Below are 24,924 nucleotides of genomic sequence, written 5' to 3'. Positions count from 1 at the left end.
ATCTGCCGGCAGAGTGGACGATCTTTGTACCCGTAATCCGGAAGCCAGGTAATGATGTATTGTATGCGCATACGAACAACCGCCGGTAGCAAGGAGATACCTTAATCTGTAAAAAAATGTATTTCACATATCAGTTGTATCAAAAATATTCCCGATTGGAGCTGTTTAATCATAGCTGTAAACGGTAGTTATTTCATCATAAAAAAGGCCGCACAGTTCGCTCCTGTACGGCCACCCTCCTTATGAGAGGGGCTTAAAACGTGGTAAACATTAAAAGCAATGCAAAATAAGGCAATTTTGTTAATGGCAGCCCTATGCCTGCTATTGAATGCCGGTTTGGCTCAGTCACCTGGAAACACCGGGTTTGAGGGGACCGTCAGAGATGAGAAAGGAGCGCCGGTAGCGGCGACTGTGCTCATCCGTGAAACCGGTAAAGGCACCACTTCTTCTGCCGCCGGTACTTTCAGTTTTAATACACTTCCGCCCGGACACTATACCATCGAAATCCGCGGCCTGGGATATAAACCGCTGCTGCAGCAAATAAAGCTTCCGCTGGAAGGCAACAGACCATTGTCGTTTCGCCTGAAACCTGCCAACAGCCAGTTGTCGTCGGTTACTGTTTGGGGACGTTCTGCTACAGAAACGGTAAACAGGCAGTCCTATAATGTAGTAGCCATCGACGCCAAAAAGCTCTACAACACTACGCTGGATGTAGGCCAGGTGCTGAACCGTGTATCCGGTGTACGCGTGCGGGAAACCGGGGGGGTAGGATCCGATGTTAGTTTTTCGGTGAATGGTTTCACAGGTAAACAGGTGAAATTTTTTGTGGATGGTATGCCCATGGATAATTTCGGCTCTTCCTTCCAGCTGAATAATATCCCGGTTAACTTTGCAGAACGTATTGAAATCTACAAGGGAGTAGTGCCCGTGTGGCTCGGTGGCGATGCGCTGGGCGGCGCGGTGAATATCGTTACCAACACCACACCGCGTACTTATCTTGATATGGCCTATTCTTATGGCTCTTTTAATACGCATAAGTCTTCCCTCAATGCCGGCTATACTTCAAAGACCGGCTTTATGCTGCAGCTGAATGCATTTCAGAATTATTCAGATAACAACTATTGGGTAAACGCAGATGTGGCCGACCTGGAATCAGGCGTGTATACGCCTATGCGTGTACGCCGTTTTCATGATCAGTATAGTAATCAAACGCTCGTGGCCAATATAGGCGTGGCGGGAAAAAAATGGGCGGATCAATTGCTGGTAGGGATCACGCTGGGCAATAATAAAGCTGACATACAAACCGGTAACCGGATGTATGAAGTGTTTGGCGGCCGCACCCGGAAAGGAAATATTATCCAGCCAACACTGAAATATGTTAAAACAAATCTCTTTACAAAAGGTCTGGACCTGCGCGTAAACGGCCGATACAATTTAGGCGAAGAACGTTCGGTGGACACGCTTTTCAGAATGTACAACTGGCTGGGACAGTTCATCTACAAGGATAAAAATAACCCTGCCGCACCGGGAGGTGAATTAAGCCGGATAGATTATAAGTATAAGAACAATAACGGGATTGCCAACGTAAACCTCAGCTATAAACTCAACGAACACCATTCGATCGTACTGAATGATGTGATCACGACTTTTAACCGTAAAGGAAAGAATAAGTTTGACCCGGATAACGAAGCGGATAGGCAACCAAAGAAAACCACCAAGAATATTGCAGGATTGGGTTATCGGTTTGATTGGGATACCCGCTGGAGCACCAGCCTGTTTGCCAAACACTATTACCAGGCCAGTGAAACCAATACCAAAGCCAATGGTGAGTTTTATCATCAAACAGGTACCGTTTCCAGGCTGGGCTATGGCGTGGCTACTACTTATTTCCTGTTGCCGGCATTACAGGCAAAAGTTTCCTATGAAAAAACTTACCGGCTCCCCGAAAATGATGAACTGTTTGGCGACGTAGTAAACCTGACGGGTAACCCCGACCTTAAACCGGAGAGCAGCGATAATATTAATGTGGGATTGAATTACAGCTTTGCTGTTCACCAGGACGATCATTTTATGGCTGATGTGAATTTTATTTTCAGAAATGCGAAAGACTATATCCGTAACCAGCTGCAACCGGTGAGCTTTGAAGGCAGGGCGGCAATGATGCCGGTAAATACACGCAATGTAACCAACAGGGGAATAGATGGAGAAATCAGGTATTCCTATCGTCATATTTTTACCGCAGGTGTAAATGCCACTTATCAAAACTTGCGTAACAACACCCGGATAGAGCCTGGAAGTACTGTGCAGAGCCAGGTATATAAAGATAGGATTCCTAATATTCCTTATTTTTTTGGTAATGGTAACGCCGCCTTGAGTATCCCGGATATTACCGGCAAAGGCTCACTGCTGACCATTGGTTACAATCTTTTATATGTACATGAATTTTATCTGCGCTGGCCAAGCCAGGGCGATAAAGATACCAAGAACAATATCCCCCAACAGCTGGCGCATGATATCAACCTCGTGTATTCACTGGCTAATGGCCGGTACAATATTGCGGCAGAAGGACAAAATATCACGGACAAACCTTTATTCGACAACTTCAGTTTACAGAAGCCGGGCCGCTCTTTTAGCATAAAACTCAGGTACTTCTTCCAGGAAAATCACAATTGAAATCATAACACTTTTTAAAATCCAAATAAATATATGATGTACGGAAAATTACAACGCAGTCGGTTATTAATAGGACTTTGCATGTTGGGCATAACAGGTTTCGGTATAGGGTGCAGTAAAGATGATAAGCCGGCAGTCGATAACGGCGGCAACAATGGCGGTACCTCCAAATCAAAATTCGTATTTGTGGTATATACAGATGGGTCAGGCGGCGAAGCAGGACGTTACATAGTACCTGTGGAAGATGTAACGAAAGGATCATTAACCACCACTGGTGTGGGCGTGGAAACAGAAGCTTATTCATTTATCAGGCAGCACAATAAATTATTCGGTATTGTGTATGCTGCACAAGGTCCTACTTCTCCCTATAAGCTGGATGGCAATGGTAAACTGGTATCGGCAGGTCAGCCGGTTAATACGGAGTTCACCGGCATTTACGGTATTGTAAATGAAGATGCATATGTAGGCGGTTCGGTTAACCGCTCCAAGGAAAGCCCCGTGGCTACCTTATACCGCTTTGATGCGGTTAATGGCAAGGTGGCCGGTCGCAACACCGTGGATCTGTCTAAAATAACCGGTACGGATGAAATGGCAGTATGGACGGGCCTGTTCCAGGTGAATAACAAAGTGTACATCCCTTATTACACTACACCGGGTGTGGATGGAGCAAATACCAAGTATGTAGACAGTACCTGGATCGCTGTTTTCTCATACCCGGAGTTGGCCTTCCAGAAAGTAATCCGCGACGGCCGCACCGGTTTTATCGGTAACTGGTTTGGTATGCAGGGCGTACAACAAACAACAGACGGCGATGTATACGCATGGTCAACAGCCGGCGGATCGGGTAGCCTCAGATCCACTAAACATTCTGCCATAGTGCGTATTAAGAAGAATACCGAGGAGTTTGATCAAAGCTATTTCTTTGATGTGGAAGCGGTGGCTGGTGCAAAAATAGCCCGCGGAGAATATATTGCGGATGGCAAATTTTTAATGACCCTGTATGCTACCGGTGAAACCGGCGGCGTAAGCGGTGGTAAAGTGAAACTCGCTATCGTGGATGTTTACAATAAAACTGTTACTCCTGTAAGCGGTGTACCGGTACATGCGCAAATGAGCTATAACATGAAAGTGTTTGTAGACAGCGATAAAAAAACAGCCTACTACGTGTTGAAGAATGATGAAGGGAAATTATATCTCTATGTGATAGATGTGGCTACTGCAGTGGGTAAACAAGGGATTTATTTCCAGGGAATCAGTGATGTAACTTCCATTACAAAACTGAATTACTAATTTTTTTCCGGAGATGAAATAAAACAGGAAGACTGCTTTGCTCAGGACAGTCTTCCTGTTTTTCTTATTTTTCTGTCGTTATATCTATGAATTTATCCAGCTGTGCAACAATTCCCCAGCCATAAAAATCGTTAGCTACGCCAATCAGCAATTCGTTATCCCCTTTTTTGAGTGGCAGGTTAAAGGAGCTGTTCTCCAGCGCACAGCGTCCTTCAGGGGCTTTCATAATAGGAGAGCCGTAAGTGTTCTTATCTATATACACATACTTCCCGTTTAACAATACCCATACGTCATCACTAAACCCGAGATTCATTTTCCGTACCTGGTCTGTGGCAGCATTGATATTTGTTTTCAACCATGCAAGTCTTCGTGTACGCGTGGCCGTGCTTCCGTATTTACGGGTAATATTAACGAGGCCCCGTCTTTCTGCCCGAATGGTTTCCCAGGGAGTATCTTTACCTGGTAAGAGTGCCGTGCTGAAATCAATTTTTTCCGGCATATTGATCAGCGGACTTATCTGCCATTTACGAAGATATTTGGGATCGTTGTTGGTGATGTCCACACCTTCCTGTGCTGATAGTCCATCTGTTTGATCCGGTTTTACGACAAGATTTGAAATGATCACCTGGCCGTCGAATGAAATGGCGCCATGCCAGCTGTTGCTTTCCAGCCGGGGTACTTCCAGTACCGGGTGCAGGGTATCATTTACGTATACACGTAGTTGATAACCAGATATCACCAGCTTTACGTGATTCCATTTTTCTTTTTCAAACCAGGCGGCATTCTGATATTCGGGCAGCATATCCCATAGGTTTATACCGGCTATAAAGGGTGCATATTGTACGGCAGCTTCCTGTCCGGCGGCAGCGGTACGGAAATAGAAACACTCATTTTCTTCCCGGCTGCCGCGGCGGAAGTGCATCGAGGTAAAATAGGGATCCAGCGGTTCCATGTCGTATTCAATGGTACCATCTTTGAAGTCCAGGTTTTTTAAAACGACGGAATCCTTCGAACCTGCGATCTTCATTGCGGGCACTGATTTATAGGTGAAGAATTCAACCGTGTTGGGCGTAAAGTCCCAGTTGGCTGCCTGCAGCGGTACTGTAATCGCGGCTTTCTTTTTTTGTGCCAGGGCACATAGCGGGAGCACACATAATAATAAACCGATGGCTGTTTTTGTCATGACCTGATTTTTATTTTAAGTGGATAGGTCAGCAAAGATGAATTATCACTAATTTAACAGCAATTCAAGGCGGTAGCAAGTCGGTGCAAACCCGTGCAAGTAGTCAACAGATTAATAAAAAATGAATAATAGTTTCGAAATAAATTATATACGAAGGTGCCTGGCACTGGTGGAAACCCGGTTAAACTGGGGCGACAGCAGTCAATGGGCGAGTTATGATTTTGAAAAACTGAGCATTGCCATTGAAGAAGCCACCGGTGTAACCCTTAGCGTTACCACCCTGAAAAGGCTTTGGGGCAAACTGAAATATACCAATATCCCCACCACTACCACCTTGAATACATTGGCAAAATTTGCCGGGTATGCGGATTGGCGGGAGTTTAAAAGACAGGTTTCGCTGGATAATGAGCGCGGCAGCATGGACGAGCGTGCTGATTCGATCATGACTCCTGTTGCCGCTGAACAAAATGCGGATACGTTTGCTGCGCCTGCTGCAGTAACCAGTTCCCTGCCCGCTGTTGCACCGGTTCCGGCGGCAATCGTAACTACCCGCCGCAAATGGCCTTATTGGCTGCTGGCATTGCTGCCAACCGGGATATTGCTCTACCTGTTGCTGATATCAAACGACCGGCCCGGCTCCCCCGTTAACCCGGCCCACTTTTCTTTCAGCAGTAATAAGATCATGAGCACCGGCGTACCCAATTCGGTAATCTTTAGTTATAATGCTTCGGCCGCCGGCAAGGACTCTGTGTTTATTGCACAGTCGTGGGATATAAGACGCAAAATACCAGTACCCCCGCAGGAGCATACCTATTCCGCTATTTATTATGAACCCGGTTATTACAGGGCAAAGCTGATGCTTGGTAAACAGATCGTAAAGGAGCACGACCTGATGATTGCCTCCGATGGCTGGCTGGCTTTGTTAGAAAATGAAAATGGGGTACCGCTGTATTTTAAGAAGAATGAAGTAGCAAAAAACGGGGAACTCACAGTAGATGAATCGCTGCTATCCCGCTATCATATTTCCTTGCAACCCGCGCCGCCGGCACTGCGTTTTTTTAATGTGCAGGACTTCGGTGGCATAAAAAACGATCATTTCATTTTTGAAACCACGGTAAAAAGTAATTACCACGAAGGCACCGCCGCCTGCCAGCGATTGGAAATACTAATCCTCTGCAAAAATGACCTGATCACTATTCCCTTATGCGCCAAAGGTTGTGTAGGAGATCTGGGACTGTATGCCGCCGGCGCCGGGGCACGCAGCCGCGATGCGGATCTTTCCGGATTTGGTTGTAACCTGGATGAATGGGTGACGCTGAGAGTGGAAGCAAAAGACCGGCACATACGTTTCCTCGTCAACGGAAAAGAAGCGTATGCACTGAACTTCCCCAATGCGCCTACGGATATCGTAGGTCTCCAATATCGCTTCCAGGGCGCCGGTTCGGTGAAGGACACGCGGTTTATAAAAGACGGGAAAGTAATTGCACTATAGCAGCTGTTTATTTTACCGCCTTATCGATCCAATATGGTTATGCCGTCGGGGGGCTTAATGCACGCGCTTACACCTGGCCCCTGTCAAAAATAATGAGCGGATACAGCGGGAATTTCTATCTTTGCCTTCGTGAAAAAAAGAGCGGCCTACATATTGCTTCTTATTTTTATACTTCATCACACTGCTTTCGATCAGCTGCTCAAAATACCAGCGCTGGTGCTTCACTACCAGGAGCATCACCAGAGAAACAGTCAGCTGAGTGTGATGGACTTCCTGTGCATGCACTACTGGGGCCAGGACGATGACGACGGGGACCACGACAGGGACATGCAGCTACCCTATAAAACGGTAGACCTGCATGCATTGCAGCTCTCGTTTATCCCCCTCGCCAAAGCCATTGCCGTAAAACAGCAAACCTTCCGTGAAATCAGGATCGATTACCCGGCGCTAAAGGACAACTATTTGCCTGAACCCGCGCTTACTTCACTTTTCCGCCCTCCCAAAGCATAATCAGCTTACCCGTTTTGGTGGCCGCCTGTTGCTGACAGGTGGCGCCGGCATTTTATTTTTTTGTTGAATTAACGAACAAGGACATGCTAAATAAGATCATTGGCTTTTCTGTAAAGAATAAGCTGATTATAGGGTTATTTGTGCTGGCATTGATTGGCTGGGGCGCCTTTGAGGTAACCCGCCTGCCTATTGATGCCGTACCGGATATTACAGACAACCAGGTACAGGTAATCACCGTATCCCCGTCGCTGGGAGCGCCGGATGTGGAACGGCTTATTACCTTTCCCGTAGAACAGGCGTGCAGCAATATTCCCGGCCTGAAACAGATCAGGAGCTTTTCCCGCTTTGGATTATCGCTGGTAACAATTGTGTTTTCCGATGAAACTGATGTGTATTGGGCGCGGCAGCAGATCAGCGAACGGCTGCAACAGGTACAACAGGAAATTCCCGCAGGCGTAGGGGCGCCGGCTATGGCGCCGGTAACCACCGGGCTCGGTGAAATTTACCAGTACGTGGTTCGCCCGCTGCCAGGCTATGAAGGCAAGTATGGTCCAATGGAATTACGTACGCTGCAGGACTGGGTAGTACGCCGGCAACTGCTGGGCACACCGGGAGTGGCAGATGTGAGCAGCTTTGGCGGACAACTTAAACAATACGAAATCGCCGTCAAACCTGGTCAGCTGAAAGCTAATAATATAGCTATCGCTGATGTATTTGACGCGCTCGAAAAAAATAATCAGAATACCGGCGGTGCATATATCGAGAAGGGGCCAACTGTATTATATATCCGGAGTGAGGGACTTACCAAAAGTATCGCCGACATCGAAAAAATAGTCGTAAAAAACCTGGATAACGGGATGCCTGTGCTGATCCGCGATGTAGCCACCGTGCAGCTGGGAGCGGCCACCCGGTATGGCGCCATGTGCTTCAACGATAAAGGAGAAGTAGCCGGCGCCGTGGTGATGATGTTGAAAGGAGAAAATTCCTCTGCGGTTATCAAACGCGTAAAAGAAAAGGTAGCCGATATTCAAAAATCCTTACCCGAAGGCGTAGTGATAGAACCTTTCCTGGATCGTACCAAAATGGTGAACAACGCGATAAAAACAGTGGAAACAAACCTCATAGAAGGAGCGTTGATCGTTGTATTTGTACTGGTGTTTTTCCTGGGTAACCTGCGTGCAGGACTGATCGTTTCCTCCGTAATTCCCCTGTCGATGCTGTTTGCCGTGATTCTGATGAATAAATTTGGCGTAGGAGGTAACCTGATGAGTTTAGGCGCCATCGACTTCGGGTTGATTGTAGATGGTACCGTGATCGTGGTAGAGGCCATTTTACATCGCTTCAGTCACTCCAGGCATTTCAGGAATACCCGCATGGTAGACCAAACCATCATGGATGCAGAAGTAAACGCTTCTACCGGTACCATGATCAAATCGGCAGTATTCAGCCAGATCATTATCCTCATTGTATACATCCCGATCCTGTCGCTGCAGGGTATTGAAGGGAAAATGTTCAAGCCCATGGCATTTACCGTGGCCTTTGCCATCCTGGGTGCCTTCCTGTTATCAGTTACTTATGTGCCGATGATGAGCGCATTATTCCTCAGCAAAAAGATCAGTCATAAACCTTCCCTGGCCGACCGGATAATGATTTGGCTGGAAAGAAAATACCAGCCGGCACTAACCCGGATGATGCAATTTCCCAAGGCTATGATTGCCGGCACGCTGGTGTTGTTTGCCATAGCGATGGTGATGCTGGGAAGAATGGGAGGGGAGTTCATCCCCGAACTGGAAGAAGGCGATTTTGCTGTAGAAACACGCCTGCTCACCGGTAGTAATCTCAATACTACCATTCAGGCCACACAACAATGCGCGGCTATTCTTCTGAAAAAATTCCCGGAGGTGGAAAAGGTGGTGACTAAAATAGGCAGCGCTGAAATTCCCACGGATCCGATGCCGCTGGAAGCCAGCGATATGATGGTGATCCTGAAAGATAAAAAAGACTGGACTTCTGCGCGCAGCTTTGATGAGCTGTCGGAGAAAATGAGCAGCGAACTGGCCGTAGTGCCAGGTGTAAGTGTAGGCTTCCAGTTCCCGGTACAGATGCGTTTTAACGAACTGATGACCGGCGCCCGCCAGGATGTAGTATGTAAAATATTCGGGGAAGACCTGGACTCCCTCGCGCATTATGCCAACCGCCTGGGTTAGGTGATCAAAACGGTGGATGGCGCCATAAACCTGTACGTGGAAACCGTTACCGGTATGCCACAGGTGGTGATTAACTATAATCGGGATGCCATGGCGCAATACGGACTGAATGTAAGCGACATTAACCGCGTGGTCAACACTGCTTTTGCTGGTCAGAGCACCGGCCTGGTGTATGAAGGCGAGAAGCGTTTTGATATGGTGGTGCGGCTGGCGAATGATGAACGCCGCAACCTGTCGGATGTACGCGGCTTGTTGATTCCTACCCGCCAGGGTATACAAATCCCGCTGGAACAGGTAGCCAGTGTGGAAGAAATAGAAGGACCCAACCAGGTCCAGCGGGAAGACACCCGCCGCAGGATCATTGTTGGCTTTAATGTGGCCGGCAGGGATGTACAAACCATTGTTACCGAACTGCAGCAAAAAGTAGCGGCACAGCTGAAGCTGCCACCCGCTTATCACGTGGTATACGGCGGCGCTTTTGAAAACCTGACAGCAGCCAAACAGCGGTTGTCGATCGTAGTACCGATTGCCTTATTCATGATTTTTATGTTGCTATATTTCGCTTTCAATTCCGTAAAACAGGGGCTGCTTATTTATACCGCTATCCCGCTGTCGGCCATTGGCGGCATCCTGGCACTGTGGGTGCGCGATATGCCTTTCAGCATTTCAGCCGGTGTTGGATTCATTGCGCTGTTTGGTGTAGCCGTGTTGAACGGTATTCTCCTCGTATCCGAATTTAACCGGTTGAAAAAAGAAGGCTGGCAGGATGTGCGACGGGTAGTGTTGCATGGCACCAAAACAAAGCTGCGTGCCGTACTGATGACGGCGCTGGTTCCTTCGCTGGGCTTCATTCCGATGGCTGTCAGCAACGGCGCCGGCGCGGAAGTGCAAAAGCCGCTGGCTACCGTAGTAATCGGTGGCCTGATTATTTCTACCATGCTCACATTATTTGTATTACCGGTATTTTATATCCTTTTTGAAAAAGGATTTAAATTTTTTAAACCCGTTAAAGTAGCTGCTGCGGCAGTTTTGCTGCTGGCGTTACCCGCTGCATTGCAGGCGCAACAAAAAGTAACTGCCGATGAAGCGGTAGCACTGGCGTTAAAAAATAACCTGCACATACAGGCCGCCAAACTGGGAGAGCAATATTACCAGTCGCTCCGGAAAAGTAACCTGGACTTTGATAAAACCAATGTAGGAGTGGAGTACGGAAAAATAAACAGTGTGGCCAACGACAACCGCTTCACCATTTCCCAGGGCATACAATTTCCAACGGTATATAAACACCAGCGGAGTATCAATAATACCAACATTACGTTGAGTAAACTTAGTACGCAACAACAGGAAAATGAACTGAAAGCGCAGGTGAAAGCAGCTTTTTATGCAGTACTGGTATTGCAGCAAAAAGAACAGTTGCTGCTGGAGGCAGACAGCATTTACCAGGCTTTCCTGGACAAAACGGCGCTGCGTTTTAAAACCGGCGATGTGGACGCACTGGAAAAAGCTACTGCAGAAAATCAGCGTTGGCAGATATCTAATCAGCTGGGCTTATTAAAAACGGATTATGCGGTAAGACTAAACGATCTGAAAATATTGTTGAATGTTGCTGACCCTGTAACGCCGGTGGGTTCGGATCCGGTTTATCATTTATCTGAAATACCGGATACGGGCTATATCGCACGTACGCCGGCGATGGCATTGCGGCAGCAGCTGCTGGAACGCAGCATCCAGGAGCATAAACTGGAGAAAAGCCGCCTGCTGCCATCCCTGAACCTGGGTTATAATAACATGAGCATTATTGGCTATCAGCGGGTAGGTAATGATGAAAAATATTTTGGCGGGGGCGATCGCTTTTCATCCGTGAGCGCGGGTATTGGCATACCTATTTTCAGCATCGGACAACGTTCCCGGATCCGTGCGGCCAACATTTTTATACAACAACAGGAACGCGAGCTGGCAGCCACCCGGCAACAACTGGAACTGGAGCTGGGCAATGCAGCAAAGATATATACCCATCATTTGCAGCTGCTGGGTAATTATCAGTCGGTGCTCCTCAGCAATGCCACGCTGGTCATTGCAGGCGCCAACAAAAGGATGGCCGCGGGCGAAATAGGTTACCTCGAATGGGTGATGCTGATAAACCAGGCACTGGAAATGCGAAGCAATTATTTCAATGTAGTGGAAGAGTTAAACAATGCAGCCTTTACCATGGAAAAATTAAGCGGCCTTAACTAACAACTAACATTCAACAGCATGAAAAAAATAACCTGGATCATATACAGCGCAGGCCTCTTTCTATTATCCTGCAAAGAGAACAAGCCAACACAGAAAGCCGAGGAACCCGCTGCTGCAACAGCCCCGGTGGGTAACGAGGTACAGCTTACGCCGGCACAGCTGAAGACTGCCGGTATCGAAATAAAAGCAACAGAAAACAGGGACATGCATACAGTGCTCCGTGTTAACGGGGTGGTAGATGTGCCCCCGCAGAACATTGTATCTGTAAGCATGCCACTGGGCGGTTATTTAAAAAGCATGCCGCTGCTGCCTGGTATGCAGGTGGCCAAAGGGCAGGTGATGGCGGTATTGGAAGATCCGCAGTATATACAACTGCAACAGGATTATTTAATGGCCAAAAGTAAACTGCGTTACCTGGAAGCCGATTTTAACCGGCAAAAAGAACTGAACGAATCCAAAGCAAACAGCGATAAGGTTTTCCAGCAGGCCAGGAGCGAGTTTGAAGGGCAAAAAATTCTGCTCAGCGCATTGAAACAAAAACTGCAGCTGATCAATATCAATACGGAGAAATTATCGGAAGAAACCATTACGCGGAGCATTGCCATCCACGCACCTATCAGCGGATATGTTACCAAAGTAAATGTGAACACCGGCAAATATGTGAACCCAACAGATGTGTTGTTTGAACTCATCAACCCGGCAGATTTACACCTGAGCCTTACGGTGTTTGAAAAGGACCTGGCAGACCTTGCCGCAGGTCAGCTGGTAAAATGCTACACTACCGCCAAACCTGGTGAACAGTACCTGGCGGAAATACACCTGATAACAAGAAATGTGGACGAAAACCGCTCTGGTGAAGTACATTGTCACTTTAAAAAATATGATAAGCAACTGTTGCCGGGGATGTTTATGAATGCAGAAATTGAATTGCAGCATGCCAATGTAACGGCAGTGCCGGATGATGCCGTAGTGAAATGGGAAAACAAACATTATATTTTTGTATCAGCAGGAAATAATAAATTTATAATGACGCCGGTGGAAACAGGTACCAGCAATGGAGGCTATACGGAAATAAGAACCGATATAACCGGCAAACAAGTGGTTACCAGGAATGCATATACGTTGCTGATGAAAATGAAGAACGGAGGAGAAGAAGGTTAATAAAATAATAAACCTGGTATGCCGGTTGGTATACCAGGTGATTGCGCATACATTCGTTTTTTAATCAGCATTATGACCAATATGGCAGTGTTACCGGAAGCCAAAGTAGAAAGCAAAAGCAAGATTACCACCATTTCGATCATCGCCAGCGGGGGATTGGCGGCATTGAAATTTGTGGCCGGTATATTTACGGGCAGCTTAGGATTGATCGCAGAAGGTATGCACTCCTTGCTGGATCTGCTGTCCACCCTCGTTACCTTTGTGGCGGTGCGGGTAGCTGCCGAGCCCCCGGATGCCAACCATCCCTATGGCCACGAAAGGGCGGAAGCGCTGGGCGCACTCGCGGGTATGACCCTGCTCGGCGCTACGGCTATCATGATCGGTTATCATGCGGTAGTAAAAATTGTATGGGAACCCGGTGCTCCCGAAGTTACTATCTGGTCTTTCTCTATTATCATTATCAGCGTCATCGTAGACCTGCTAAGGGTCAGATCGCTGAAGAAAGCCGCCCGGCATTATCAAAGCCAGGCACTGGCTTCAGATGCAGAGCATTTCAGCAACGATATGCTGGGATCTTTATCGGTATTGATCGGCCTCCTGTTTATTTACCTGGCTAAGTACCTGCCGCTGCCCATCTGGCTGGTAGAACGCGCCGATGCCATTGCCGCCCTCGGGGTAGTGGCCATCGCCTTTAAATCAGTATGGAGCATCGGGTCAGAGGCCATCCGCTCACTGATGGATGACGTGCCGGAAGACCTGATGCCACGACTTCGCGAGCTGGTAGAGCAGATACCAGGCGTAGTACCCGGCGCTGTTAATATCAAAACACGATTTGTAGGTAACAAACCATATGTGGAAGCAACAGTAGGCACGCTGAGAAGCCTGACCTTCGAAAAAGCCCACGAGCTCACCGAAGTAATTGAACAAGCCATCAGGGAGGAACTGGATGGCACTGCCGCAGTAATTGTACACGCGGAACCGGTACACACTACTGATGAACCTTATGGTATCACCGTAAGGTCTGTAGCAGCGCGCCTGGATCTCCGTATCCACAACCTGAACCTCTACCGGGTAAACGACGAAATGAGGATAGAACTCGACCTGGAAGTGTCCGATGGCTTAACATTGGGAGAGGCACATGCCAGGTCCGAACTGCTGGAAAAAGCACTGGTCAGTGAATTTCCGCTGCCTGTAAAAGTAGCCGTGCATATAGAACCCCGTAATGAAACACCCAGGGAGGCTGCGCGCCAGGCAGATGCCTTTGAAAAAGTACAACGCGCACTGGCGAAGCTGACCGCATTTCCAAATGTAAAAACAGACGAAGTATTGATGACCCCGGAAGGACTGGTGGTTACACTGATCATGTATTTGCCGGGCAAAACCTCGCTGGCGCATACACATACGGTAATGTACGACCTGGAACGGGCATTAAAACATGAAATAACAGATGTGATCAGGGTGCATATTGATCCGGAACCTTTGATATAGCGGCCGCGTTACGCCTTGTTACGCACCGCCAGGATGTCGAGGTAATGCGGGTTATACATAATACCCAGTATGTTACCAAAAGGGTCTACAACAGAGGCGGTAACAAAACCATGACCACGCTCGGTGATCTCTTCGAACAGGGTGGCGCCCATATCGGTCAGCTTTTTCAGGGTATCACTCACATTGTCCACATGCCAGTAAATTACCGCGCCGCCAGGACCATTATTGGTGGCGGCCTTTGGGGCATATTTACTGTCGATCAGCCCCAACTCGTGCTGGTATTCGCCAATACGGAATTCCACATATCCCGGTACCTCAAAATAAGGTGCGATGCCCAGCAGTTCGCTATACCATTTTTTTGCAGCTTCGTGGTCGGCCGCAAAAAAACTCATGGTTGCCATGCCTTGTAATGTTTGTGAATTAGCCATGATATTGTGTTTTAAGATGATTGTTTTATTGTCTGATGTAAAGGTAACAGGGAGCCCGAGACAACCCTATGTCAGCAGCAAAAAACTTTTTTTAAAAATAATTGGGAAGACAGGCTGGTACCGTTGTCAGGAGGCGGGTAAACGTTGGGGTTGTATGCGTTTGGAACTTAACCAGATTCCCGCCAGTACCAGCATGCCACCTGCTATCTGCCAGCAGGTAAACGTATCTTTCAGGAATATCATGGCAATCACTGCGCCGATCACCGGGTTTAAGTTCAGGAAGTTACCTACCTGTGCGGCCGGCAAACTCTCCAATGCGCGATTATACAGGAAGTAGGCCAGCGCCGACGCAAAAGCGCCCAGGTAAGCAATCCCAGCCCAGGCCTGACTGGAAACAACCGGCATGCCATGCCGGTATATATCAACAGCAGCGATGGGCAGTAAAAATGCCGTGCCGATAAAAGTGCTGACAGCAGTGGCCAGCAAGGTATCTCTCTCCTTTAAACTCCGGGATAACAGCGTGTAACCACTCCAGCAACAAACGGCCAGCAACATCAGCATGCTCCCTGCCAGCTGGTGCCCCCCGCTTTTGGCGCTTCCCACAAAGCCCACCAGGATCACCCCGGTTACACAAAGCAGAATGCCTGCAATACTTTTTGTATTCAACGGCTCTTTCAAAAAAATAGCTGCCGGTATAGCAATGGCCACCGGTATCAAACCTTCTATCAGCGCGCCGGTGGAGGCGGAGATATAAGTCATGGCGAAATTAAAGAAACCATAATACACTGTAATGCCCAATAGCCCCATCAACGTAAGTTGACCGTAAGGCAGCCGTTGTTTTACGGTGCTGCGCCGGTAAAGATAAAAGGGTAACAGGATGGCGGAAGCAATAATATGACGCAGTGTGGCAAATATATACGGCGATACTTCATGAACCACCGTTTTGGTAACACTAAAGGAACTCCCCCAGATAAGCATCACGAAAATAATGCTGATGAATCCTTTGCTACGAGCTGTCAGAATAATTCTTTGCATAAATATCTCAGGGTCTTGCCCTCAGTAAATTTATTCAAATATTCCAGTATTTGCGGAAAATCCGGTTACCGGTAGCCGTGTGTTTCACTGCATAATTATTTTTTTACCAGCTTCCATAAAATAATACCGTGAGAAGGAATGCTGGCGCTTACCTTGTTTTCAAACAAGCCCAGGTCTTTCTTTTGCCACAGATCCCGTACGTGAAAGGCGCTGCTGCCGGCAACTGTTGAAAAAGAAAACTCCGTTGCCTGTTCCTGGTCAGTGGGATTCAGTAAGCCTACCGCGATGCTGCCATCTTCCAGTGGTTTACTCCACACTTCTACTTTATTGGGCAGCACTGTTTTTAAGCCGGCGGCTTTGCCCAAAGCATCCTGGTTAACAGCAATGACCTCTTCATTGGTGATCAGCTGCAGGGTGAAATCATCCAGCAGTTCCATATTGGCGCCAATCAGTAAAGGAGCATCCAGCATACACCACATACTGAAATGAGTTCTTTGTTCATCGGGGGTGAGGTGGTTACGTTTTGCTTCGCCCTCGCTTTGTGCGCCTACCACGCCGATCTGGAGAATATCAGGATCGTTCCAGTTGCCAGGTTTTACATAAGCTGCTTTATCGGCGAGCTTCTTTATGGCGCTGTATACGGCTTTCCAGTTGTCGGTAATATCGCCTTCGGTACGCCATAGCTGCCCGCCGGATTCGTTGCCCCATTCCCATACATTGCCCATACCATACTGGCAGAGCGCATGGATAACGTCCCGTTTCTGTGCCCGCAGTGCGTCAGACATGAGGCGGTAAGGTTTGATCAGCTCGGCCTTTGATTCATCTTTCGCCAGTGAACCATAACTGCACCAGTCATATTTCAGATAGTCGAAACCGTTATCCGCAAAAAACTTTGCATCGGTCAGTTCATGACCATAGCTGCCGGCAACACCCCCACAGGTGAGTGGGCCGGGAGAGCTGTAGATACCGGCTTTAAAGCCCATTTTATGCATCAGCGCAGGGAATTTTTTTATCTCCTTAAAATACTGGTTAGGTATCAGCGTTCCGTTGGCATCACGGGTAGCGCCTACACGACCGGGCAGGTTATCCGGTCCTTCATAATAACTGTAAGCCGTGCCCGTTTTCTGTTTCAGTTTTATCCAGGTAGTATCATTGTTGGGTGGCTGATTAGTCCACGGATCATCGATTTCTATCACGCTCCAGCCATATTGCTGTAATCCTTTTTCACGGATGATTTCAGCGGAACGGATTACTTTGTCCAGTGTTACGCTGCGCCCAAAGCTATACCAGCTGCTCCATCCCATAGGTGGCGTTAAGGCCAGCTTATCGCCGATCACCAGCGTAAACGCTTTGGCGGATTTACCGTGCTTGTTCACCGCTACCAGTTCTACTTTATAGCTTCCTGCTTTTTTGATGCTGCCGCTGATCACACCGCTGCCGGCATCTACGGTAACGCCTTTAGGCAGCCGCTTTACCTGGAAGGACATCGGCCTTTCCCCACTGGCCGGGATGGTATATATAAATTCCTTACCTGGCCTCGCGCCGTACAGCCTTGGTCCGTTGATATGCGGAAGGGTTTGTTGTGCCGCTGCCATAAACGGCAGCATAAATACGAGGATGGGGGTAAGAAGAATACGCATGTTCACTGTTTTGCTGATATAGAATACGGAACAAGATAAAATATTATTTCTTTCCAAACGATCTTTACACCGTCCGGTTCATGCTCCTGTGCAGAATAGTGCCGGTCAGTCGTTCCCGGGGAGGGTGTTCGATTTTGAACACATTCCCTTCATAAACGGACAATTTTCAAGATAGGATGGGGCGCAAACCTAGCAGGAGCAATGGGTTTATTATTGGCATATTTTTCTGTCATCCTGGTCAATTACTTACCGTTATGATCAGAAACTATATCAAAATCGCGTGGAGAAATTTGCTCCGCAACAGGGTATACGCTGCTATCAACATTATAGGCCTGGCACTGGGCATCAGCGCCTGCCTGGTGATTTTCCTCAGCGTCCGTTTTGAGTTAGGCTATGATAAATTTCATCCGGGGAAAGAAAATATTTACCGGGTGGTATCTGAACTGGGAACAGCGGAACGGGGCTTCCGTAAAATGGCTACCGTACCTGATCCTGCGCCCTGGGCATTGGCAGGAAAGTTTAGCGGAGTTGAAACAACAACCGGTTTACATCCTTTTTATGCCAAAGTATCCATAACCGGAAACAATGGTGTGGTAAGAAAATTTGATGCAGCCAAACGGAGGGAAGTCAAACCGGAGATGGTGATTACGGACCCTGCATATTTCCGGGTATTTCAATATACCTGGCTGGCGGGGGATGCGGGTACTGCCCTGCAGGAGCCGTTAACAGTAGTGTTGACCGCCGCGAAAGCAGCGAAGTATTTTGGCCCGCAGCCGGCAGATAATTATATCGGGAAAATTGTTAACTACAACGATTCGGTGCCGATGCGGGTAACCGGCATCGTAGCAGAATTACCTGCCAACAGTGATTTGGTTTTCTCTGAATTTATTTCCTTTGCCAGCGCAAAAAATACCCCTGTAAAAAATGAGTTTGGCTTTGATCAGTGGGGCATGTTTGGTGGTACGGAAGCCTTTGTAAAGCTGCAGGCCGGCGCAGACACGGTGCAGCTGAACAAGCAGTTGCTGGCCTTTGCCGGCGAACATATTCAAACTGGTCCGGGCGGGAGCAAAACCCTTCGTTTACAGCCATTGTCAGATATTCATTTTAACGGCGATTACACCGATGATTATACCCGGCAGGTGCATCTGCCTACTTTATACGGATTGATGGCCATTGCGGTGTTTATATTGCTGATTGCTGCTATCAATTTCATTAACCTGTCTACCGCACAGGCGGTAGTACGATCAAAGGAAGTGGGTATCCGGAAAGTGCTTGGCAGTAATAAACGCAGCCTGGTGATGTATTTCCTGACAGAAACGCTGTTGCTGACCGTTATCGCAGTGATACTTTCCCTCTTTGCGGTAAAGCCCCTGTTAAACTTGTTTGCTGCATTTATGCCCAACGGCATTTCCCTGCATCTGTTCAGTTGGCCTACTTTATTATTCCTGCTGGCTATGACGGTATTTACCACGCTGCTGGCGGGGTTATACCCGGCTAAAGTGTTGTCGTCCTTCCAGCCGGTGCTCAGCCTCAAAGGCGCTACAGCGCAGAAAGGAAACCAGCGTGGCTACCTGCGTATAGGCCTGGTGGTATTTCAGTTTACCATCTCCCTGGTATTTATTATCGGGTCGTTGGTGATGAACAACCAGATCCGGTACATGCTGCATAAAGACCTTGGATTTAAAAAGGATGCGATTGTTACAATCGGCACCAGCGGCAACTATCCGCAAACGCTGCCGGGTGTATTGGCAGAAAAAATTAAGACACTGCCACAGGTGGAAATGGTGAGCTTAAGTGAGGGCACGCCTGCTGCCAAAGGTCACTGGGGTACCTTCCTCAAGTATCACGGGAAAACTGAAACAGAAGTAGATTGCCAGCTGGAATTTGGAGACGTGAATTTTATACCACTATACCAGCTAAAATTGCTGGCAGGAAGAAACCTGTATCCATCCGATACTATCCGGGAAGTAATCATCAACGAAAGCTGCTCCAAAGCACTTGGATTTAAAACGCCGGAAGAGGCGATCGGTAAATTTGTGGAATCGGGGATCAGTGATGGGCCATCAAAAAAGAATGTGCCTATTGTAGGCGTGCTGGCCGATTTTCATGTACTCTCCCTGCACGATCCTATCAAACCCGTGTTCCTGACAAGTTCCAGGGAAATTAACCGCTCCCTGAATGTGAAGTTGTCGATGGCCGGTAACAACAGTGATGCGTTGAAGAAAACGCTGGCGGGCATGGCACAGGCCTTTACCGCCGCATATCCCAATGAGAAATTTGAATACCGTTTTTATGATGATACCATCGCCAAATGGTATGAGCGCGAAAAACAGATGGAACAACTGATGAATACAGGGATGACCATCGCCATCGTTATTTCCTGTCTTGGCTTGTTCGGACTGGCCTCCTTTACAGCCCGTCAGCGCACGAAGGAAATCGGTATCCGCAAAGTATTGGGGGCCAGCGTGGGTAATATTGCGGCGCTGCTCAGCAGGGACTTTATCCGTTACGTGTTTATCGCCGCTGTAGTGGCGTCTCCCATTGCCTGGTACTGTATGCATAAATGGCTGCAGGGCTTTGCTTACAGTGCGCCCATATCCTGGTGGATATTTGTGCTCGCCGCATTGATAGCCATGTTCATCGCGTTGTTTACGGTAAGTTTTCAATCTGTCAGGGCAGCGTTGGCCAACCCGGTCGACAGCCTCAAAGGAGAATAACTGTGCCCGCTGATGAGGCTGCGCGGCTTCATCAGCGGCTGCTTTAATTTTCCCAGTCGATCCGGTACCGGTATACCCAGTCCACTCCTTTGATACCAAACAGTTTCAGGAAAAAGCCCATCATCATATTGCGTATTTTGGCCTGTAGCGGACTAACTGCTTTCTTGCCTACACCACGTCGTCTTCCTTCCGCCACAATTTTTTCCACGCGGGGTTTGCGGTCCTTTTCAAATTGCAGGAACACTTTTTCATAATCACCGCCGGCATCCCGCAGCAGCTTAGCCAGGTACATGGCGTCTTCCAGCGCCATGGAAGCGCCCTGGCCGGAATTGGGACTTACGGCATGAGCGGCATCGCCGATCAGTAATACGCGGCCTTTGTGCCAGGTAGGGAGCGATTGTATATCACTGATGTTTTGACGCACCGGCCGTTCTGTGTTGGCAATAAGCTCCGCCACCGGCCGGTGGAAGTCGCCGTAAATAGACATCATCTCTTTTTTTATTTCCTCCAGCGAAGGATTTTTTAATGCCTGCTCGCTAAGTGGCTGCGCTGCATAGAGGTTAGACCACCACATAGCGTATCCCTTGTCGGCCCCGCAATAACCAAAGAACCCTTTTGCCCCGAAGGTGAAATTGAGACTGTTGATATCATCGGCGGTGAAGGCCGGAATATCATCGAGTTTTACAAAACCTCCTACACCCACCACGCCAACAAAAGCCGGCTGCGCACCCTGTGGTAAAACATGGTCGCGTGTTACAGACCGTATACCGTCTGCCCCAACCAGGATATCGGCACTGTCGCTACTGCCATCTTCAAAACAGGCTTTTACGCCTGCTGCATATTGATCAATACGTAGCAGCCGTTTATTGTATTTTATTTCAATACCGGATTCATTGATTTTATTAGTCAGCACTTCATACAAGGTAGCACGCGACATGCTTACACCCGGGTAACCATATTTTTTAATATCTCCATAAGGCAAACGTGCCAGCATCTTTCCATCCTCGCTCCTGAAACAATGCGCGGTGCTTTCGCTGCCACGCGCTATGATTTTTTCGGCAAGCCCCAGGGCGGCCAGCACATTCATGCCGTTAGGCGCCAGATTCAGTCCGCTGCCGGCTTCCCCTTTGTAAGGATATGCTTCGTAAATGGTGCAGCCAATGTTGGCCTTTTTCAGGAACAGCGCCAGCGCAAGACCGCCAATGCCGCCGCCAATAATAAGTACATGAAAAGGAGTAGTCTGGTGATGCATAATAAGGAGTTTATAATGCAAAACTATTACCGGCCGGCTCCGGCGACAAGCAACGATAGGTAGGGCGAAAAAAATAACCGGTGAATAACGTGTTTTGAGCGGTGAAAAAGGAAGACGATAAATAAAAACGCCACCGCGAAAACGGTGGCGTTTCTATACCCGGCGATAAAAATTTATGCCTGTTGACGTTGCCTTTTTACCAGTAAATAACAAAGATACAGGAACACAATCCAGCCAGGGATCAGTGTTACCGGCAGTTTCATCCCGGTTATCCACATCAGTGTTAAAATACCGACCAGGAACACCAGGCAGATATAGTTCGACAGCGGATAAATAAAGGAAGGAAACTTTGTCTTCACCTGTTGCTCTTTTTTATTCTTCCTGAATTTCAGATGCACCACGCTGATCATCAGCCAGTTGATCATGAGCGATGATACCACCAGCGACATCAGCACCTCCAGCGCTTTTTCCGGTATCAGCTTATTTACTATAATACAAACGGCTGCAAACAACCCGGATACAATGATCGCCTTTACAGGAACATGATTCTTATTCAGCTTTGACAGGAAGGCCGGCGCATTTCCCTGCTCAGCCAAACCGAATAACATACGGCTGTTGCTGTATACGCAACTGTTGTATACCGACAATGCCGCAGTTAAAACTATCAGGTTTAATACGTTTGCGATCAGGCTGGTGAAATAAATAGTTTTACCAAAGACATTAAACCGGAAGCTCTTTAAACTTTCAAATACTGTTACAAAAGGACTGCTGTCGGTGGTAATGCTTTTCCATGGCGACAAGGCAAACAGGATCACCAGGGCCCCCACATAAAATATCAGGATACGGTAAATCACCTGGTTGGTGGCTTTAGGAATAGTTTTTTCAGGCCGGTCTGCCTCTGCAGCGGTAATCCCGATCAGCTCAAGTCCGCCGAACGAAAACATGATCAGCGAAATGGCGGCAAACAAACCCTGGAAACCACCTTTACCATCTGTATTCAATAAGCCCTTTGGGAAAAATCCGCCGTCGTTCCACAGGTTCTGTATGCTGGCCTGTGACCCGCCGGAGCCGCTGATCAGTAAATAAGTACCAAAACCGATCATGGCAATGATGGCCACCACTTTTATGATGGAAAACCAAAACTCCGCCTCGCCGTATACTTTTACAGAACTCAGGTTTAAAGCGTTGATCGCAATAAAAAAGAAAAGACTGGAAGACCACAACGGTATTTCCGGCCACCAGAAATGAACATATATGCCGATCGCTGTTAACTCGGACATGCTCACCAGGATATACAATACCCAGTAATTCCATCCGGCGGCAAAACCCGCAAAGCTGCCCCAGTATCGGTACGCAAAATGACTGAAACTGCCGGAAACAGGCTCTTCTACCACCATTTCGCCCAGCTGGCGCATAATAAAAAATGCGATAAGCCCTGCCAACGCATAGCCTAAAATAACGGAAGGTCCCGCCAGCACCGCTGCCGGACCAATACCCAGGAATAAACCCGTTCCTATAGCCCCACCCAGCGCTATCAGCTGGATATGCCTGTTTTGCAGCCCCCTTTCAAGCTTTTCTGCTCCGGGCTTTTCGTTTGTCGATTTCAATGTATTCGCCGTAGTTAGGGCTGCAATATGGGATAATTTCAAATAAGATGGTGCTTTGGGAAGAATTATCCGCTGCCGGCGACGCTGAGAAGGCATCCCGAACGAATTATACCCACACCGTGGGTAATGTCGTAATCGGCCATGTAAAATGTCAGTAGTCCCCCCTGTCGATATAATGCCGGCGGACTAATTTTATGTCATCAAACAAAAAATCAATGTCAGATGAAAATAACTATCTACATGGCCACATCGGCCAACAGCCTTACTTCAAACGAACGGAATGATCCCTTTTGGTTGTCGCAGGAATATGGACAGGGATTTATGCAGATCGCCCAACAAACCAAAGCAGTGATTATGGGAAAGAAAACCTATAATATACTGGCGCCGGACTACCTGCCGCTGAAAGACGAAGGTACGCTGGCGGTGCTCACACATGATACCAACGCTGCACCCGCCAATGAGGCCGTTGTGTTCACCGACAAAACACCACCCGAAATAGTAGCCATGCTGGAAGGAAGAGGCCACCGGGAAGCCGTTATCATCGGCGGTACCGCCACCACCACCGCATTTATGCAAGCCGGGTTGGTAGATGATATCATCCTGGTGATAGAGCCCATACTTTTTGGAGGAGGACTACCCCTGTTTAACCCGGCTGATTTTGAGTATCCGTTGCATCTACGTGAAGTGACGAAACTGAACGACAATACCATCAGGGTGCATTACAGCATTGCGAAGTAAGGAGTTAGTGGTAATGGCTGCCACTGCCACATCTTACAGTCATCTCGTCTTCCTCACTTTAAACAAGCCCGCGTCGGTAGTATGCCCCTTGGAAAGAGCCGAGAGGTCCAGCTGTTCCACAGGGTCTACCGGGCTCGCCGGCTCTACTAGGTCTGCTTTACCGGTTCGTCCCGTATTTTTAAATTCAAAACCCCGGCTGTTGGCAGGTGTCATCCCGTTTACCCAGTTACCTGCGTCGTGTTGTACCTGGATCAGCAGCGAGTTTTCGAATACTGCTTTGGTATCGGCGTCTTTGGGAATAGTCCACAGATATCCGCAGTTGGCCACTATATTGTCGCGGAAGGTGAGTTGTCCGTTTAACAACCAAACCCACATGGCGGCTTCATATGCGCCATAGATGATGCTATGCGTAACAGAAAAATGCTCCACGCCCTTGAAAAATAGTAAGGCATTTTTGCAGTTAAAGAAAATACAGTGGTCAATGACCGTAGAAGGACCATGGGCCCAAACAGCGCCCTGGATGGGGGCTGCGTAGCGATCGCCAACAAAAAGGCATTGAGAAACCTCCAGTCCCTGTAACAGGGAATCTTCTTTAGTAATAGGATAATAGTAGGTAACAGCAGGGTTGGCATTACCGGTAAACTTAAGCCCACGGAAACTTACCAGCGGTATGGCCACCCGGATGCCCACTGCATGGGGAAACTGTACAGTAGAGTTGTTGGCCGATATGGACTGTATCACGGGCATTTTCGCCGGCGCCCAGTTGCTATCGTCCGGAAGAATGGCCGCTTCCATACTGTACCGCATACCCTGTTTGCCGGCGGGCGACAGGATGGTCAGCTGATCGGTCAGCGTATAAAGACCGGCGCCCAGTTTAATGGTCACGGGTTGCGTACCCGGGAACGAGTTGGCGGTGGCAACGGCCTTTTCCAGCGATGCCAGCGGATGATCCGCACTGCCGTTTTGTGTGTCATCGCCCTTGAGCGGATCAACAAAAATGGTTTGGGCAGTGAGCTGCCGGCATAAAAGGAACAGCAGCACAGCTGCAAAAAGAAATGTTTTTTTCATGATAGCGATGTTGTTATGTCAGGAAACAAATGTATCCCCGGCAGCAATGACCGCCTGTTCAAAAGCATAGCAATCCTGTGCAAACTGCAACATCTTGATTTTTAGTAAAAAAAAGTAACCGGTTTAGCCCCGTGCCTGCGATTATTGTGCTATTTTGCCAACAGGAAAATAGGGTGCCCCATTATGCCAGGTAAGGGATA

Annotated in this window: 15 protein-coding genes and 1 pseudogene; 9 read left to right on the top strand and 7 right to left on the bottom strand. The window is 48.2% G+C overall.

What is annotated here, in order from left to right:
- The first annotated feature begins 279 nt into the window (after positions 1-279).
- Both KE626_RS09400 and KE626_RS09395 read left to right on the top strand, forming a co-directional pair.
- Positions 280-2,673 (top strand): TonB-dependent receptor, encoded by a 2,394-nt coding sequence (locus KE626_RS09400; RefSeq protein WP_211972610.1) that lies wholly within the window; start codon positions 280-282, stop codon positions 2,671-2,673.
- Between the two features lie 81 nt (positions 2,674-2,754).
- Positions 2,755-3,963 (top strand): DUF4374 domain-containing protein, encoded by a 1,209-nt coding sequence (locus KE626_RS09395; protein WP_211972609.1) that lies wholly within the window; start codon positions 2,755-2,757, stop codon positions 3,961-3,963.
- 64 nt (positions 3,964-4,027) lie between these two features.
- Here the strand turns inward: KE626_RS09395 and KE626_RS09390 are convergent, their stop codons facing one another.
- The gene (locus tag KE626_RS09390) at positions 4,028-5,146 is read right to left on the bottom strand and encodes a hypothetical protein (RefSeq protein ID WP_211972608.1); all 1,119 of its coding nucleotides are present in this window, start codon (positions 5,144-5,146) and stop codon (positions 4,028-4,030) included.
- Positions 5,147-5,267: 121 nt separating this feature from the next.
- Here KE626_RS09390 and KE626_RS09385 point away from each other — a divergent pair, with 121 nt between their 5' ends.
- The 5 genes and pseudogenes from KE626_RS09385 to KE626_RS09365 all read left to right on the top strand — a co-directional run bounded on the left by KE626_RS09385 (position 5,268) and on the right by KE626_RS09365 (position 14,239).
- Entirely contained in the window at positions 5,268-6,638 is a 1,371-nt protein-coding gene (locus KE626_RS09385; protein WP_211972607.1) for a hypothetical protein, read from the top strand.
- 129 nt (positions 6,639-6,767) lie between these two features.
- Entirely contained in the window at positions 6,768-7,148 is a 381-nt protein-coding gene (locus KE626_RS09380; RefSeq protein WP_211972606.1) for a hypothetical protein, read from the top strand.
- 83 nt (positions 7,149-7,231) lie between these two features.
- Positions 7,232-11,590: pseudogene (locus KE626_RS09375) on the top strand (CusA/CzcA family heavy metal efflux RND transporter).
- 18 nt (positions 11,591-11,608) lie between these two features.
- Positions 11,609-12,751: an efflux RND transporter periplasmic adaptor subunit gene (locus KE626_RS09370; RefSeq protein WP_211972605.1), complete on the top strand. Its 1,143-nt coding sequence runs from the start codon at positions 11,609-11,611 to the stop codon at positions 12,749-12,751.
- Between the two features lie 72 nt (positions 12,752-12,823).
- Positions 12,824-14,239: a cation diffusion facilitator family transporter gene (locus KE626_RS09365; RefSeq protein ID WP_211972604.1), complete on the top strand. Its 1,416-nt coding sequence runs from the start codon at positions 12,824-12,826 to the stop codon at positions 14,237-14,239.
- A gap of 8 nt (positions 14,240-14,247) precedes the next feature.
- On the opposite strand, the gene KE626_RS09360 is transcribed toward KE626_RS09365, so the two are convergent.
- From KE626_RS09360 to KE626_RS09350, 3 genes are all read right to left on the bottom strand, one after another.
- Positions 14,248-14,667, bottom strand: coding sequence for a VOC family protein (locus KE626_RS09360; protein WP_211972603.1), 420 nt, complete (start codon positions 14,665-14,667; stop codon positions 14,248-14,250).
- A 126-nt stretch (positions 14,668-14,793) separates the two neighbouring features.
- Entirely contained in the window at positions 14,794-15,702 is a 909-nt protein-coding gene (locus tag KE626_RS09355; RefSeq protein WP_211972602.1) for a DMT family transporter, read from the bottom strand.
- 95 nt (positions 15,703-15,797) lie between these two features.
- Complete coding sequence (locus tag KE626_RS09350) at positions 15,798-17,342, bottom strand: putative Ig domain-containing protein (protein WP_211972601.1); 1,545 nt, start codon at positions 17,340-17,342, stop codon at positions 15,798-15,800.
- A gap of 254 nt (positions 17,343-17,596) precedes the next feature.
- Between KE626_RS09350 and KE626_RS09345 the strand changes: the two genes are divergently transcribed.
- Positions 17,597-20,059: an ABC transporter permease gene (locus tag KE626_RS09345; RefSeq protein WP_211972600.1), complete on the top strand. Its 2,463-nt coding sequence runs from the start codon at positions 17,597-17,599 to the stop codon at positions 20,057-20,059.
- Positions 20,060-20,102: 43 nt separating this feature from the next.
- On the opposite strand, the gene KE626_RS09340 is transcribed toward KE626_RS09345, so the two are convergent.
- On the bottom strand, positions 20,103-21,311 hold the full coding sequence (locus KE626_RS09340; RefSeq protein WP_211972599.1) for an FAD-dependent oxidoreductase: 1,209 nt from the start codon (positions 21,309-21,311) through the stop codon (positions 20,103-20,105).
- 173 nt (positions 21,312-21,484) lie between these two features.
- Complete coding sequence (locus KE626_RS09335) at positions 21,485-22,918, bottom strand: amino acid permease (RefSeq protein WP_211972598.1); 1,434 nt, start codon at positions 22,916-22,918, stop codon at positions 21,485-21,487.
- A gap of 222 nt (positions 22,919-23,140) precedes the next feature.
- Between KE626_RS09335 and KE626_RS09330 the strand changes: the two genes are divergently transcribed.
- Positions 23,141-23,656 carry a dihydrofolate reductase family protein gene (locus KE626_RS09330; protein ID WP_211972597.1) on the top strand — a complete coding sequence of 172 codons (516 nt, stop codon included), beginning with the start codon at positions 23,141-23,143 and terminating at the stop codon, positions 23,654-23,656.
- Between the two features lie 39 nt (positions 23,657-23,695).
- Here KE626_RS09330 and KE626_RS09325 read toward each other — a convergent pair whose 3' ends face one another.
- Complete coding sequence (locus KE626_RS09325) at positions 23,696-24,724, bottom strand: hypothetical protein (RefSeq protein WP_211972596.1); 1,029 nt, start codon at positions 24,722-24,724, stop codon at positions 23,696-23,698.
- Positions 24,725-24,924: the final 200 nt, after the last annotated feature.

Origin of the sequence: Chitinophaga hostae (genome assembly GCF_018224885.1) — a bacterium.
Lineage (GTDB): Bacteria > Bacteroidota > Bacteroidia > Chitinophagales > Chitinophagaceae > Chitinophaga > Chitinophaga hostae.
The sequence above is the reverse complement of the archived record's forward strand: the minus strand, read 5'-3'. Positions and strand labels throughout refer to the sequence as shown.

Excerpts from the sequence above, each read along its gene's own strand:
- KE626_RS09400 (WP_211972610.1), top strand. The coding sequence starts at position 280 with ATGCAAAATAAGGCAATTTTGTTAATGGCAGCCCTATGCCTGCTATTG.
- KE626_RS09395 (WP_211972609.1), top strand. The coding sequence starts at position 2,755 with ATGTTGGGCATAACAGGTTTCGGTATAGGGTGCAGTAAAGATGATAAG.
- KE626_RS09390 (WP_211972608.1), bottom strand. The coding sequence starts at position 5,146 with ATGACAAAAACAGCCATCGGTTTATTATTATGTGTGCTCCCGCTATGT.
- KE626_RS09385 (WP_211972607.1), top strand. The coding sequence starts at position 5,268 with ATGAATAATAGTTTCGAAATAAATTATATACGAAGGTGCCTGGCACTG.
- KE626_RS09370 (WP_211972605.1), top strand. The coding sequence starts at position 11,609 with ATGAAAAAAATAACCTGGATCATATACAGCGCAGGCCTCTTTCTATTA.
- KE626_RS09365 (WP_211972604.1), top strand. The coding sequence starts at position 12,824 with ATGACCAATATGGCAGTGTTACCGGAAGCCAAAGTAGAAAGCAAAAGC.
- KE626_RS09360 (WP_211972603.1), bottom strand. The coding sequence starts at position 14,667 with ATGGCTAATTCACAAACATTACAAGGCATGGCAACCATGAGTTTTTTT.
- KE626_RS09355 (WP_211972602.1), bottom strand. The coding sequence starts at position 15,702 with ATGCAAAGAATTATTCTGACAGCTCGTAGCAAAGGATTCATCAGCATT.
- KE626_RS09350 (WP_211972601.1), bottom strand. The coding sequence starts at position 17,342 with ATGCGTATTCTTCTTACCCCCATCCTCGTATTTATGCTGCCGTTTATG.
- KE626_RS09345 (WP_211972600.1), top strand. The coding sequence starts at position 17,597 with ATGATCAGAAACTATATCAAAATCGCGTGGAGAAATTTGCTCCGCAAC.
- KE626_RS09340 (WP_211972599.1), bottom strand. The coding sequence starts at position 21,311 with ATGCATCACCAGACTACTCCTTTTCATGTACTTATTATTGGCGGCGGC.
- KE626_RS09330 (WP_211972597.1), top strand. The coding sequence starts at position 23,141 with ATGAAAATAACTATCTACATGGCCACATCGGCCAACAGCCTTACTTCA.
- KE626_RS09325 (WP_211972596.1), bottom strand. The coding sequence starts at position 24,724 with ATGAAAAAAACATTTCTTTTTGCAGCTGTGCTGCTGTTCCTTTTATGC.